Origin of the sequence: Streptacidiphilus carbonis, from assembly GCF_000787775.1 — a bacterium.
GTDB classification, from domain to species: Bacteria; Actinomycetota; Actinomycetes; order Streptomycetales; family Streptomycetaceae; genus Streptacidiphilus; species Streptacidiphilus carbonis.
The window spans coordinates 72,838-86,755 of record NZ_BBPM01000023.1; the positions used below are offsets into that span (position 1 = coordinate 72,838).

The window sequence follows — 13,918 nt, forward strand, 5'->3', positions numbered from 1 at the left end:
GTTCCTCCTGTCGACGGGGGATGGTGTGTGGCGGGGGCAGCGGCGGGCCAGTGGCGAGGCGTTGCCGGGACGGCGACCGGGGTCAGTGGGCGACGGCTGCGGCGCCGTGTTCGTCGACCAGCGCGCCGGTGGTGAAGCGGTCCAGGGTGAACGGGGCGTTGTAGGGGTGCGGTTCGTCGTTGGCGACGGTGTGGGCGAAGCACCAGCCGACGCCCGGTGTCGCCTTGAAACCGCCGGTTCCCCAGCCGCAGTTGAGGTAGAGGCCGGCGACCGGGGTGAGGCCGACGATGGGTGAGGCGTCCGGAGTGGTGTCCACGATTCCGGCCCAGCTCCGCAGCAGATGGGCCCGTGCGAAGACCGGGAAGAGTTCCAGGGCCGCCGCCATCTGCCGCTCGATGATGTGGAAGGAGCCGCGCTGGCCGTAGCCGTTCTGGCTGTCGATGCCGGCGCCCATGACCAGTTCGCCCTTGTGCGCCTGGGAGACGTAGACGTGCACCGCGTTGGACATCACCACGGTGGGGTGCACGGGTTCCAGCAGGTCGGAGACCAGGGCCTGGAGCGGATGGCTCTGCAACGGCAGCCGCAGCCCGGCCATCGCGGCCAGGACCGAGGTGTGTCCGGCCGCCGCCAACGCGACCTTTCCGGCGGCGATCCGGCCCCGGGTGGTGTTCACGCCGACCACCCGTCCCGCGCGGATGTCCAGTCCGGTCACCTCGCAGTCCTGGATCAGGTCGATCCCGTACTCGTCGGCCCGACGGGCGAAGCCCCAGGCCACGTAGTCGTGCTTGGCGATCCCGGCGCGGGGCTGGTAGGTCGCGCCGAGCACCGGATGGCGCACGTCCGGCGAGATGTCGACGATCGGGCAGACCTCGGCGACCTGCTCGGGCTCCAGCCATTCGGCGTCCACCCCGTTGAGCCGGTTGGCGTACACCCGCCGTCGGCTCTCGCGGACGTCCTGCAGGGTGTGCGCCAGGTTGAGCACTCCGCGCTGGCTGAACAGCAGCGGGTAGCCGAGGTCCTGCTCCAGTCCCTCCCAGAGCTTGAGCGCGTGCTCGTAGATCGCGGCGCTCTCGTCCCAGAGGTAGTTGGAGCGGATGATGGTGGTGTTGCGGGCCATGTTCCCGCCGGCCAGCCAGCCCTTCTCCAGCACCGCGACCCGGCGGATGCCGTGGTTGCGGGCCAGGTAGTAGGCGGTCGCCAGGCCGTGTCCACCGCCGCCGACCACCACCACGTCGTAGCCGGACGCGGGGTCGGGGTTGCGCCAGAGGAAGTCCGGGTGCTCAACGTCGGCCAGCGTCATGCGGCTCCTTGGAATCCCAGCATGCGACGACTGATATACCAGTTGCTGCGTTACGGTAGGTCCGCCGCCGGAACGGCGTCAAGGAGTCGAGCGGGTCGAGCGGGCCGCGAGAGCCGGAGGAGGGACACCGAACCATGACCGTCAGCAGCGGTACCGCCTCACCCTCGCTGGCCGAGCATGCGTACCGGACCCTCACCGACCAGTTGGTGACGCTGCAGATCCGGCCCGGATCGCCGCTCAACGACGAGCAGTTGGCGCGGCAGCTGGGCGTCGGCCGGACCCCCGTCCGGGAGGCGCTGAAGCGGCTGGAGGCGGACCGCCTGGTCGTGGCCTATCCCCGGCGCGGCACCTTCGCCACCGAGGTACACCTCACCGACCTCGGCCATGTCTCGGAGGTGCGGCGGCAGTTGGAGCCGCTGGCGGCTGCGGCGGCGGCCCGCAGGGCATCCGCCGGGGACCGCGAACTGCTGGCCGGGCTGGCCGAGTCGGCCGCCGAGCAGAGCAGCCGGCCGGCGGTCGAGCCGGTCGAGTTGATGCGGCTTGACCTGCGGCTGCACCGCGCCGTCTATGCCGCGACCGGCAATCCGTTCCTGGAGTCCACGCTGATCAGCTACGACAATCTGGCCACCCGGATCTGGTGCCTGTTCCTGGACCGGCTCCCCGGGCTGGCCGGGCATGTCGGCGAGCACAGCGCCCTGCTGCGTGCGGTGATCGACGGCGACGCGGAGCGGGCCGCTGCTTGTGCGACGGACCATGTGACCGGTTTCGAGGCAGCGATCCGCGCCGTCCTCTGACGGGCGGTCCGGAGCTGTTCCGCACCTGTTTCCTGCGCGAAAACCTTCTGCGCAAAGCCTTGTCAGCAAAACATCTAACCTTGTAGGTTAACGCCCCAATGAGCCGCAGCCTCGCTCACCAGCGCATTCTGCCGCGCCCACCCGCCGGTTGATCCACCGTCACGTCCCGACTCCGCCACGAGGACCAACCATGGCCACTTCGAGCCACGAATCAGTCACGCAGGACGACGACAGACAACTCGCCGAACTCGGCTACAAGCCGGAGCTGAACCGCTCCTGGTCCGGGTTCTCCAACTTCGCCATCTCCTTCTCCGTCATCTCCATCCTCAGCGGGTGCTTCACCAGCTTCTTCGTCGGCTGGAACAGCGGCGGGCCGGTGGCCATCGCCTGGGGCTGGCCGATCGTCTCGGCATTCATCCTGGTCATCGGCGTCTGCATGTCCGAACTGGTGTCGGCCTATCCCACCTCGGGCGGGATGTACTTCTGGTCGGCGAAGCTCGGCAGCATCAAGGCCAGCTACTACACCGGCTGGCTGGACTTCATCGGCCTGCTGGCGATCACCGCCTCCGTCTCCTACGGCTGCGCGACCTTCATCGACTCCACCATCGGTACCTTCAGCAGCAGCTGGGCCTCGCACTACTCGCTGAACCGGGTCTTCCTGATCTTCCTGGGAGTGCTCGCCGCGGTCGCGCTGATCAGCATCTTCTCCAGCCATCTGCTGGCGCTGCTGAACAACATCTCGGTGTGGTGGCACGTGCTCGGTGTGGCCGTGATCATCGTCGTGCTGATCGCCCTGCCGCACCACCACCAGGGCGTCGCCGCGGTGTTCACCCACACCGTCAACAACACCGGCTTCTTCGGCGGACACACCGGCGGCCTGGGCTTCCTCTTCTACGTGCTGCCGCTGGCCGCGATCCTGCCGCAGTACACCATCACCGGCTACGACGCCTCCTGCCACCTGTCCGAGGAGACCGTCGGCGCGGCCGACTCAGCCGCCAAGGGCATCTGGAAGTCGATCCTCTACTCCGCCATCGGCGGCTGGGTGCTGATGCTCAGCTTCCTCTTCGCGGTGCAGGACCCGGCCAAGGTCACCGCGGCCGGCGGCGGCGTGGCCACCGTGCTCACCCAGGCGCTCAGCCCCAACTGGGCCGGGTTCGTGCTGCTGGTCTCCTCGGTCGGCCAGTTCTTCTGCGCCGTCGCCTGCATGACCAGCATCACCCGGATGCTGTACGCGTTCAGCCGGGACGGCGCGGTGCCCGGCGCCCGCTACTGGACCAAGCTGACCAGCAAGCAGGTCCCGGTCTACGGCATGCTGGCGATCGCGGTCCTGGCCGTGCTGCTGACCCTGCCCGCGCTGGTCACCGTGGACATCAACGGGGCCCCGGTACCGGTCGCCTTCAACGCCATCATCTCCATCGGCGTGGTCGGGCTCTACCTCTCCTTCGCCATCCCGATCTTCCTGCGCCGGCGGGCCGGGTCCGCCTTCACCCCGGGCGGCTGGACCCTCGGCGCCAAGTACAAGTGGCTGTGCGTGCTCGCGCTCGCCGAGATCGCGGTCACCACGGTGATCGCGGTGCTGCCCACCTCCCCGGGAGGGGTGCCCGGCAACTCCGGGTTCAGCTGGAAGTACGTCAACTACACCCCGCTGGTCGTGGGCGGTGCGCTGATCCTGCTCTGGGCGGCCTGGCACCTCTCGGTGAAGAAGACCTTCACCGGGCCCCGGCAGACGATCGACCCGGTCACCGACCTGGACACGGTCACCGGGTGATCCACTGGTTACCATCGGAGCCTCAGCTCCACCCCCTCCGGACCGGGACCGCATCGGTCCGTCCGGAGGGGAACACCAGGGAAAGGGTGCGGTGTCCGACCTCTCGGCGTTCCTCAGACTCCCCGGGTCGGAGACGGCGGCCCGTGCCGAGCTCGTCGTCCAGCAGTTGCAGACCGCCGTCTCCATCGGTCTGCTGGTGCACGGCCAGCGCCTGCCCCCCGAGGCCGAGCTGGCCGGGCAGCTGGGCGTCTCCACCGGCAGCCTGCGCCAGGCGCTGACCATCCTGCGGCAGCGCGGGGTGATCCGGACCCGGCCCGGACGCAACGGCGGCAGCGTCGTCGACAGCTCGGCCGCCGAGACCGCGGAGTCGATCGCCGACCAGGTGCGCAGTCGCAGCAGCGAGGACCTCCGCGACCTCGGCGACCACTGCGCGGCCCTGTTGGGCGCGGCCGCGCGGCTGGCCGCCGCCCGGGCCTGCGAGCAGGACCTCGACGAGCTGCGCAGCCATGCGGCCCGTTTCCGCACCGCGGTGGTCACCAACGACCTCGGTGCCTGCCGGCGCAGCTACAGCCGTTTCCGGATCCACCTCGGCGTCGCCGCCCGCTCCCCCCGACTGACCGTCCAACTGGTGCAGCTGGTGGGCGAGTTCGCCCCGCTGCGATGGTCCGTCGCGGAGGCCGCCCCGGAGTCCGTCACGGCCCGGAAGCGGGTCGACGAGCGGCAGGTGGCGATCCTGGACGCGATCGAGGCGAAGGACGGCGAGGGCGCGCGGGACCTGGCGGTGGCCCACCAGGAGGAGGAGACCCGGGGGCTGATCGTCCGTCAGTCGGCGCTTCAGGTTACGGAGCCGCCGGTCGCCGAGTAGCGCGCGTAGGTGGTCGGCGGCAGGCCGACCACCGCGGTGAAGTCCCGGCTGAGGTGCGCCTGGTCGGCGTAGCCGAGGTCGGCTGCCAGGGCGGCCCAGTCGACGGACCCCTCCCCCGCCCGCTGGGCGGCCTCGTGCAGCCGGGCGCGGCGCAGCACCCACTTCGGCGAGGCGCCCACGTACTCGGCGAACAGCCGCTGCAGGGTGCGGACCGACACCCCGCAGCGGTCGGCCAACTGCTCCACCCGGACCAGGGCGTGGTCACCGGTCGCCGTCTCGACCATGGCGGCCACCTCGGCCGCCTGCGGATCGGGCTCGGGCAGGCGGTCCAGCAGGAAGGCGTCGGCCAGGGCGGCCATCGCGGCAGGCTCCGACTGGGCCAGGATCCGGCCGTTGGCCTCGTCGACCTCGGCACCGAAGTACCGGTGCGCGGGCACGGTCCGGTCCGACAGCTCCTGCACCGGGCGTCCCCAGAACGGGCGGAAGCCGCCGGGCCGGAACTTCACCCCGAGCACCTGGCCCTGCCCCTCCAGCCGGCGGACGAAGAGTCCGCGGTCCACCCCGTAGAGGACCGGTTCGGGCTCCTCGAACACCAGATGGACACTGGGGTGGCTGAGCACCTTCTGGTCGTACGGGGGCTGCCCGCGCAGGTCCCAGCGGACATTCCAGTGGAACTCCACAAAGGGGGCCAGGTCGGGCACCGGGGGAACCGTGGTCAGGACGGCGCGGGCCGCCGCGCTCTGCGGGCGCAGCACCCCGCGGGCCTGCTCGATGGCGGCCGGCGTCGCCTCCGGCCCGCCGTCCTGCGTCCCGTCCGCGTCCGTACTGGTCACAGGGAAAGCCTAGGGTGTCGCGTTTCTTCAAGACAGGTGGGCCCGGCGCGCCTAGCGTGGACCGCATGACGAATCTTCTTCCCCAGCTCACCGCCGCCGCCGACGAGGCCGCCAGGATCGCCCGCGGCGTCACCCCCGACCAGCTCACCGGCCGCACCCCCGACACCGAGTGGGATGTCAGGACCCTTACTAATCACCTGGTGCTCTGGACGTCCTACAACTTCGAGCTCCGCGCCCGCGGCGAGTCCGTCCCCGACGACTGGCAGCAGCGCGACTTCACCGCCGAGCCCGGCTGGGCCGAGGCGTACGCCCAGCAACTGGACCGGGCCATCGCCGCCTGGTCCGACCCGAAGGTGTGGGAGGGCGAGGTCAAGATGGGCGACTCGTCCATGCCGGCCTCCGCTGTCGCCGGCATGATCCTGCTCGAACTGGTGCTGCACGGCTGGGAACTGGCTGTCGCCACCGGCCAGGAGATCCGGGTCCCGGGCACGGTGGACGCCGCCGTCCTCGGCCTGGTCGAGGAGTACGCCGAGATGTACCGGCAGTACGAGGGCTTCGCCGAGGCCAGGCCCACCGAGCCCGACATGACCATGTTCGACCGCGCCCTCGCCCTCTCCGGCCGCGACCCGAACTGGAGCGCCGCCTAGGCCCCGCCCGGGCGGGGGAAGGAAGACGACAGGCGCCTGCCGGGTCTCCGGCGGGCGCCTGCTTCCGTGCCTGTGGCTGGTCCGTGCGGCTACTTCTTCTTCTCGGAGGGAGCGTCGGCGTCCGTCGACAGCGCCGCGATGAAGGCCTCCTGCGGGACCTCGACCCGGCCGACCATCTTCATCCGCTTCTTGCCCTCCTTCTGCTTCTCCAGCAGCTTCCGCTTACGGGAGATGTCACCGCCGTAGCACTTGGCGAGGACGTCCTTGCGGATGGCGCGGACCGTCTCACGGGCGATGACGCGCGAGCCGATGGCGGCCTGGATCGGCACCTCGAACTGCTGGCGCGGGATCAGCTTCTGCAGCTTCCCGGCCATCATCACGCCGTAGTTGTAGGCCTTGTCCTTGTGCACCACGGCGGAGAAGGCGTCCACCGCGTCGCCGTGCAGCAGGATGTCGACCTTGACCAGGTCGGCGCTCTGCTCGCCGATCGGCTCGTAGTCGAAGGAGCCGTAGCCGCGGGTCTTGGACTTCAGCTGGTCGAAGAAGTCGAAGACGATCTCGGCCAGGGGGAGCGTGTAGCGCAGCTCCACCCGGTCCTCGGAGAGATAGTCCATGCCCTGCAGATTGCCGCGCCGGGCCTGGCACAGCTCCATGATCGCGCCGACGAACTCGTTGGGCGCCAGGATGGTGCCGCGCACCACCGGCTCGTTGACCTCGGTGATCTTGCCGCCGGGGAACTCGCTGGGGTTGGTGACGGTGATCTCGCTGCCGTCCTCCATGACCACCCGGTAGACCACGTTCGGCGCGGTGGAGATCAGGTCCAGGTTGAACTCGCGCTCGAGCCGCTCGCGGATGATCTCCAGGTGCAGCAGGCCGAGGAAACCGCAGCGGTAGCCGAAGCCCAGGGCCACCGAGGTCTCCGGCTCGTAGACCAGCGCGGCGTCGTTCAGCCGCAGCTTGTCCAGGGCGTCGCGGAGGAGCGGGTAGTCGGAGCCGTCCAGCGGGTAGAGCCCGGAGAACACCATCGGCCGCGGGTCCTTGTAGCCGCCCAGCGGCTCGGTGGCGCCCTTGTGCATCGAGGTGATGGTGTCACCCACCTTGGACTGCCGGACGTCCTTCACCCCGGTGATGATGTAGCCGACCTCGCCCACGCCCAGGCCGTCCGCGACCTTGGGCTCCGGGGAGATCACCCCGATCTCCAGCAGCTCGTGGGTGGCGCCGGTGGACATCATCTGGATGCGCTCGCGCTTGGTGAGCTCGCCGTCGACCACCCTGACGTAGGTGACCACGCCGCGGTAGGTGTCGTAGACCGAGTCGAAGATCATCGCGCGGGCCGGGGCGTTCTTGACGCCGACCGGGGCCGGGACCTTCTTGACCACCTCGTCCAGGATCGCCTCGACGCCCAGCCCGGTCTTGGCACTGGCCAGCAGTACGTCCTCGGGCTCGCAGCCGATGATCCGGGCCAGCTCCTCGGCGTACTTCTCCGGCTGGGCGGCCGGCAGGTCGATCTTGTTGAGCACCGGGATGATGGTGAGGTCGTTCTCCAGCGCCAGGTAGAGGTTGGCGAGAGTCTGCGCCTCGATGCCCTGGGCCGCGTCCACCACCAGCAGGGTGCCCTCGCAGGCCGCCAGCGACCGGGACACCTCATAGGTGAAGTCGACGTGGCCCGGCGTGTCGATCATGTTGAGGATGTGCGTGCTGCCCTGCTGCTCGCCGCTGAGCGGGGCCCAGGGGAGGCGCACCGCCTGCGACTTGATGGTGATCCCGCGCTCGCGCTCGATGTCCATCCGGTCGAGGTACTGGGCACGCATCTGCCGCGGGTCGACGACGCCGGTGATCTGCAGCATCCGGTCGGCGAGCGTGGACTTGCCGTGGTCGATGTGGGCGATGATGCAGAAGTTGCGGATCAGCGCCGGGTCGGTGCGGCTGGGCTCCGGGACGTTGACGGGGATGGCGGGCACTCAGGATCCAATGGTGTCGGTGGCGAGAGAGCAAGAGGCTAGCGATTGCGACTGCCCCCATCGTCCCATGACCGGGGACCCCGGCGCTCATGCGCTCCCGGGCGGCCCGTACGGGGGCGCCGCGCGGGATCCGGACGGGATGGGGCAGGATCCGGGCCATGATCCTCGAATCCGCACGGCTGGACGTCGTCCCGGGCCGGGAGGAGGCGTTCCTCGCCGACTTCCGCCGGGCCCGCCCGCTGATCGCCGCCCAGCGCGGCTTCCTGGCCCTGAGACTGCTGCCCTGCCTGGACGAGGGGCGCCGCTCGCGCTTCCTGCTCCAGGTGGAGTGGGAGCGCCTGGAGGACCACACCGAGGGCTTCCGCCGCTCCGCCGAGTACCCGGAGTGGGGCCGGCTGCTGCACCCCTACTACGACCCCTTCCCGCTGGTCGAGCACTACGGCGAACCGATCCCCGGTCTGGACTGACCGGTTTGGGCCGAGCCCCGAACGGCTGATAGCCTGGGCCACCGCGTCTGCGATACCTCATGCCCTCGGGGCGGGGGTGAGCGGACGCGACTGCAGCACAGACAACCCAGCACAACCAATCGACCCAGACTGAGGCTATTTCGTGGCGAACATCAAGTCCCAGATCAAGCGCATCAAGACCAACGAGAAGGCTCGTCAGCGCAACAAGGCTGTCAAGTCCTCGCTGAAGACCGCGATCCGCAAGGCCCGTGAGGCCGTGGAGGCCGGCGACTTCGAGAAGGCCACCGCGCTGACCCGTGAGGCCAACAAGAAGCTCGACAAGGCCGCCAGCAAGGGTGTCATCCACAAGAACCAGGCCGCCAACAAGAAGTCGGCGCTCAGCGCCAAGGTCTCGGCTCTCCAGGGCTGACACTCCCTGCTTTGATCTGCCTTTTTTGATCAGCAAAGGCCGGAACGGCCCAGCGGTCCCTCTCAACCGCACCGTCCCGACCCGTCGCACGGAACCCGTCCGGCCCTCTACCCGGACCCCGTACGACATCTGCACCGCACGCGGCCTGCGTTCGCCACGCGGGTGCGGTGCCGTTTGAAGGCTTCAGACGACACGAAGGCCCCCACCTCATCGAGGTGGGGGCCTTCGTGCTGTGGTGTGCGGCCCGGTGCGGTGGGTGCTGCTCAGCGTTGGGAGCGGGCGGCGCGGGAGACCGCTACGACGCACTGTTCGAGGGCGTAGGCCGGATCGCCGGAGCCGCCCTTGACGGCGGCGTCGGCGTCGGCGATGGCGCGGAGGGCTGCGGCGACGCCGTCCCCGCTCCAGCCGCGGAGCTGCTGGCGGACCCGGTCGATCTTCCACGGCGGCATGCCCAGCTCGCGGGCCAGGTCGCCGGGGCGCATGCCGCGGTCCGCGGTGGCGACCCGGCCGATCGAGCGGACTCCCGAGGCCAGGGCGAAGACGATGCCGGTGGGCTTCTCCCCCACCGCCAGGGCCCAGCGCAGCTGGCCCAGCGCCTCGGCGGTGCGGCCGGTGACGGCCAGGTCCGCGACCTGGAAGCCGGAGGACTCGGCGCGGCCGGTGTAGTACCGGGCGACGACGGTCTCGTCGATGGTGCCCTCGGTGTCGGCGGCCAGCTGGCTGCAGGCCGAGGCCAGCTCGCGCAGGTCGCTGCCGACCGCGTCCAGCAGCGCCTTGCAGGCGTCCTCGCTGGCCGAGCGCCCGGTCGCCCGGAACTCGGCGCGGACGAAGGCCAGCTTCTCGGCCGGCTTGGTGAGCTTGGGACAGGTGACCTCGCGGGCCCCCGCCTTCTTGGCCGCGTCCAGCAGGGCCTTGCCCTTGGCCCCGCCGGCGTGCACCAGGACCAGCATCACCTCGGGGGCCGGGTCGTCCAGGTAGGCCTTGACCTCCTTGACGGTGTCGGCGGCGAGGTCCTGCGCGGCCCGGACGACGATCACCTTGCGCTCGGAGAACAGCGACGGGCTGGTCAGCTCGCTGAGCATGCCGGGTTGCAGCGCCCCGGGCTGCAGGTCCCGTACGTCGGTGTCCGGGTCGGCCTGGCGGGCGGCGGTCGTGGCCTGCGCGACGGCGCGGTCGAGCAGCAGCTCCTCCTGGCCGACGACTACCGTCAGCGGGGCGAGCAGGTCTTCAGTCGGTTTCTTGGCCATCGCGGACCAGACTATCGGCCGCCACCGACAGCCCCGCTCGGCTCCCGGCCGTCACTCCGGCTGATACCCCTCCAGCCACCCGTCCTCGGCCGACGCCAGTGCGTCGAGCCCGGCCGCAGTCAGCGCCGCGGGCAGCGGCGGCTGCAGCACCACCAGCCACTGCGCGTCCTCCGCGTCGTCCTCCCCCGCCAGCGCCTCCCGGTGCAGCTCGGGCTCCGGCAACGACGGGTGCTCCTCGCTCAGCCGCTCGGCGACGGCCTCGGCGGCATCGCGGTCGGGAAGCACCAGGACGAAGGGGTCGTGATCGTTCTGCACCCCGGAATTATCGCTCATGGGTGGTGACGGACATGTGGCCGCCGGTGTCGAGGACGGCGAGGTCGCCCTGGAGGTCGGTGCGCAGGACGGTGGCGCCGAGGGTGTGGAGCAGGGAGAGGGTGGCCGGGGCCGGGTGGCCGTAGGAGTTGCCGACGCCGCAGGAGATCAGCGCGACGCGGGGGGAGAGAGCGCGGAGCAGGTCGGCGTCCTGCTTGGCGGAGCCGTGGTGGGCGACCTTGAGGACGTCCACGTGGCGCAGGCCGGGGTAGGCGTCGAGGTGGTCCAGGAGGCGCGACTGGGCCGGGGGCTCCAGGTCGCCGAGGAAGGCCATGCGCAGCCCCGGGGCGGTCACCAGCAGCGCGACGCTGGCGTTGTTGGGGCCGCGGACGGCGGAGTCCGTCGGGCCGTCCGGCCACAGCACCTGCCAGTGCAGCTCACCCAGGCTGCGGCGCTCGCCGACCGCCGCGGTGAGCAGCGGGACCCGCGCCTGGCCGGCCCAGCGGCGGACCCTGGCCCACTCGCCGGGAGGGTCCTGGCTGGGGGTCGCCTCGATGGCGCCCACCTGCCGGTCGTGGAGCACCCCGGGCAGGCCCTCGACGTGGTCCGCGTGATCGTGCGTCAGCAGCAGCAGCGGGACCCGGACCACCCCCAGGTCGCGCAGGCACTGGTCGACCGGGCGCGGGTCCGGGCCGGTGTCGATGACCAGCGCCGTGCCCGGGCCGGCCGAGACGACGACCGCGTCGCCCTGCCCCACCGAGCACATGACGACCCGCCAGTGGTCCGGCGGCCAGCCGGTGACCAGCCGGGTCAGCGGCGCCGGTCGCAGCAGCACCGCCAGCAGCGACAGCGCAAGGAGTGCGGCGACCAGGCGGTTGCGGAGTACGGGCAGGCAGGCCGCCGCGGCGCAGGTCACGGCGACCAGCAGGGCCGCACCGCCCCAGCCGCCGGGCCAGGCCAGCTCCGCGCCGGGCAGCGCGGCGGCGAAGCGGGCCAGCGAGACGATCCAGTCCGCCGGGAAGGAGGCCAGCCAGGCCAGGAACTCGGCTGCTGCCATCCATACCGGGGCGACGGCCAGCGCGGCGAAGCCCAGCAAAGTGGCCGGGGCGACCGCCGCCTCGGCCAGCAGATTGCACGGGACGGCCACCAGGCTCACCCGCGCCGCCTTCACCACCAGCAGCGGGCCGCACAGTGCCTGCGCGGACGCCGCGCAGGCCACCGCCTCGGCGAGCCGGGGCGGCCAGCCGCGCCTGGTCAGGGCCTCGGCCCAGCGCGGGCCCAGGGTCAGCAGTCCGGCCGTGGCCATGGCCGAGAGGGCGAAGCCGTAGGACAGCGCCAGCCACGGGTCGACCAGCATCAGCAGCAGTGTCGCCCCCGCGAGCGCGGCCAGCGGGGCCGCCCTGCGGCCGGTGGCCAGCGCCAGCAGCATGATCAGGCCGGTGGCGGCGGCGCGCAGCACGCTGGGGTCCGGCCGGCAGAGGATCACGAACCCCACCGTCAGCGCCGCACCGCAGCCGGCCGTGAACCGCAGCGGCAGCCCCGCCCGGGCGGCCAGCCCGCCGCGTTCCGCCGTCCTCGCCCGGGCCGCCGCACCGACCAGCAGCACCAGGACGATCGACAGGTTGGCGCCGGAGACGGCGGTGATGTGCGCCAGGTCGGTCGCCTGGAAGGCCTCCTGCAGCTCCGCCGGCAGTGCGCTGGTGTCACCCACCACCAGGCCCGGCAGCAGCGCCCTGGGGTCCGGGTCCAGCGGCCGGACCGCAGAGCGGAGGCCGGTCCGCAGCGACCCGGCCGCCCGCTGTACCGCGTCCGGGCCGGCCACCACCTCCGGTGGTCCGCGCACCACCAGCAGCGCCGCGACGTCCCCGCCGTCCACCGCGCGCAGCCGTCCGGAGACCACCAGCCGGGTGGACGGCAGCAGCGCCGACCAGCGACCGGAGTCCGGGCCCTCGGCCAGCACCGTGACGGGTGTTCGCACCGACATGCCCTCGACCCGGTCGACGGTCGCCCGGACCACGACATACGGCGCCGCGCCGCCGCCCGCGCCCTCCCGGGGATCCCGGGTGACCGTCAGCCGCACCGCCACCGCGGCCTGACGCCTCGCCAGCCCCGGCAGCGGCCCCCGGTGCAGGTCGGCCGTGGCCAGGGTCGAGGCCAGCCCGGCGGCGCCGACGCTCAGCAGCAGCGCGGCGGCCTGACGGCCCCGCGGACCGTGCCCCGGCCACCGCAGCAGCACCGCCCCGCAGGCGGTCACCAGCACCCCGCCGACCAGCCACAACGCGCCGGCGGGAGCCGTCTTCAGCACAACGGCCGTCGTCGCCCACACCACCAGCGCCGGGCCGACCAACCGCAGGTCGGGCAGCGGCCGCTGCTGCTGCTCCGCTGCGGCGCCATCGCCATCGCCATCGCCACCGCCCCCGCCCCCGCCCCCGTTCACGGCTGGAGCTTGGCGCGCAGATCGGCCAGCCGTCGCTCGCCGAAGCCACTGACCTTGCGCAGTTGGTCGACCGAGGTGAACCCGCCGTGCTGGTCCCGGTACTGGACGATCCGCTGGGCCAGCACCGGTCCGATGCCGGGCAGCTGGTCCAACTGCTCGACCGTGGCCGAGTTCAGGCTGAGCGGACCGGCCGGCTTGCCCGCGGAACCGCCGGCGGCGGCCGCCGGGGCGGCGCCGACGATGATCTCCTCGCCGTCGTTGAGCCGGCGCGCCAGATTCAGACCGGTCAGATCCGTGCCCGGTGCCGCTCCCCCGGCGGCTTTCAGCGCGTCCTGGACCCGCGCCCCGGCCGGGAGGGTCCGCACGCCGGGCTCCCGGACCCGCCCGGCGACGTCCACGATCACCCCGCCGCCGGCCGCTGCCGAGGGCGACAGTGCCGCCGCCGACGGCTCGGACGAGAGCGGCGGTGACAGCGAGGCCCCGGCGCTCGCCTCGGCCGTCGGCACGGCGACCGGCTCGGGGCGCCCGGCCCAGAACTGCTGCGCGCCGTAGCCGAGACCGAGCACCAGCAGCACCGACAGGCCGACCACGGCCCGGCGGTCCAGGTCCAGCCGCTCCTGCACGGCCAGCGGCAGCCGACGCCGAGCCGGCACCGGCCCGGGCGCCGGCCCGGGCGAAGGCCCGGGCGAAGGCACCGGCCCAGGTCCTGCCGCCGCCATCGGCGTCGCCGTCGCAGCCGCCACCGGCGCCCGCGCCGTTGTCTCGTCCTCCCGTCCGCGCCCCCTGGGCGCAGGTTCGAACAGCGTGTCCATCCGCTGTCGCACCAGCTGTGTCGTGGTGTCCCGGTCCCGCGTCAAGGTCCTCATGGCGCCGACGCT

The 13,918-nt window shown here is 71.9% G+C and carries 13 protein-coding genes; 6 read left to right on the plus strand and 7 right to left on the minus strand.

The window, feature by feature from the left end; genetic code table 11:
- Positions 1-82: 82 nt before the first annotated feature.
- Positions 83-1,300, minus strand: a complete 1,218-nt coding sequence (locus TR46_RS19610; protein ID WP_042402906.1) for a sarcosine oxidase subunit beta family protein — start codon at positions 1,298-1,300, stop codon at positions 83-85.
- Between the two features lie 134 nt (positions 1,301-1,434).
- Here TR46_RS19610 and TR46_RS19615 point away from each other — a divergent pair, with 134 nt between their 5' ends.
- The 3 genes from TR46_RS19615 (at position 1,435) to TR46_RS19625 (ending at position 4,727) form a co-directional block, all read left to right on the plus strand.
- Positions 1,435-2,094 (plus strand): GntR family transcriptional regulator, encoded by a 660-nt coding sequence (locus TR46_RS19615; protein WP_042402908.1) that lies wholly within the window; start codon positions 1,435-1,437, stop codon positions 2,092-2,094.
- 190 nt (positions 2,095-2,284) lie between these two features.
- Positions 2,285-3,862, plus strand: coding sequence for an amino acid permease (locus tag TR46_RS19620; RefSeq protein WP_042402922.1), 1,578 nt, complete (start codon positions 2,285-2,287; stop codon positions 3,860-3,862).
- Positions 3,863-3,953: 91 nt separating this feature from the next.
- Positions 3,954-4,727 (plus strand): FadR/GntR family transcriptional regulator, encoded by a 774-nt coding sequence (locus tag TR46_RS19625; RefSeq protein WP_042402924.1) that lies wholly within the window; start codon positions 3,954-3,956, stop codon positions 4,725-4,727.
- Here TR46_RS19625 and TR46_RS19630 read toward each other — a convergent pair.
- The gene (locus TR46_RS19630) at positions 4,697-5,560 is read right to left on the minus strand and encodes a helix-turn-helix domain-containing protein (protein ID WP_236655398.1); all 864 of its coding nucleotides are present in this window, start codon (positions 5,558-5,560) and stop codon (positions 4,697-4,699) included. The genes TR46_RS19625 and TR46_RS19630 overlap by 31 nt on opposite strands.
- A 65-nt stretch (positions 5,561-5,625) precedes the next feature.
- On the opposite strand from TR46_RS19630, the gene TR46_RS19635 reads away from it, so the two are divergent.
- The gene (locus tag TR46_RS19635; protein WP_042402925.1) at positions 5,626-6,207 is read left to right on the plus strand and encodes a TIGR03086 family metal-binding protein; all 582 of its coding nucleotides are present in this window, start codon (positions 5,626-5,628) and stop codon (positions 6,205-6,207) included.
- Positions 6,208-6,296: 89 nt separating this feature from the next.
- Here TR46_RS19635 and lepA read toward each other — a convergent pair whose 3' ends face one another.
- Positions 6,297-8,168: a translation elongation factor 4 gene (gene lepA / locus TR46_RS19640; protein ID WP_042402929.1), complete on the minus strand. Its 1,872-nt coding sequence runs from the start codon at positions 8,166-8,168 to the stop codon at positions 6,297-6,299.
- 158 nt (positions 8,169-8,326) lie between these two features.
- Here lepA and TR46_RS19645 point away from each other — a divergent pair, with 158 nt between their 5' ends.
- Together TR46_RS19645 and rpsT are read left to right on the plus strand one after the other, a co-directional pair.
- Positions 8,327-8,635, plus strand: a complete 309-nt coding sequence (locus TR46_RS19645; protein WP_042402932.1) for an antibiotic biosynthesis monooxygenase family protein — start codon at positions 8,327-8,329, stop codon at positions 8,633-8,635.
- 142 nt (positions 8,636-8,777) lie between these two features.
- On the plus strand, positions 8,778-9,044 hold the full coding sequence (gene rpsT, locus TR46_RS19650; protein ID WP_042402935.1) for a 30S ribosomal protein S20: 267 nt from the start codon (positions 8,778-8,780) through the stop codon (positions 9,042-9,044).
- Between the two features lie 263 nt (positions 9,045-9,307).
- Here the strand turns inward: rpsT and holA are convergent, their stop codons facing one another.
- The 4 genes from holA to TR46_RS19670 are packed head-to-tail and all read right to left on the minus strand — an operon-like array spanning position 9,308 to position 13,906.
- A complete protein-coding gene (gene holA / locus TR46_RS19655) occupies positions 9,308-10,291 on the minus strand; it encodes a DNA polymerase III subunit delta (protein WP_042402938.1) in 984 nt (327 codons plus the stop codon).
- Between the two features lie 51 nt (positions 10,292-10,342).
- Positions 10,343-10,624 carry a hypothetical protein gene (locus TR46_RS19660; protein WP_042402941.1) on the minus strand — a complete coding sequence of 94 codons (282 nt, stop codon included), beginning with the start codon at positions 10,622-10,624 and terminating at the stop codon, positions 10,343-10,345.
- The gene (locus TR46_RS19665; protein ID WP_042402946.1) at positions 10,614-13,040 is read right to left on the minus strand and encodes a ComEC/Rec2 family competence protein; all 2,427 of its coding nucleotides are present in this window, start codon (positions 13,038-13,040) and stop codon (positions 10,614-10,616) included. Before TR46_RS19665 ends, TR46_RS19660 begins: the two co-directional genes overlap by 11 nt.
- The gene (locus TR46_RS19670) at positions 13,037-13,906 is read right to left on the minus strand and encodes a ComEA family DNA-binding protein (protein ID WP_152626572.1); all 870 of its coding nucleotides are present in this window, start codon (positions 13,904-13,906) and stop codon (positions 13,037-13,039) included. Before TR46_RS19670 ends, TR46_RS19665 begins: the two co-directional genes overlap by 4 nt.
- Positions 13,907-13,918 lie beyond the last annotated feature (12 nt).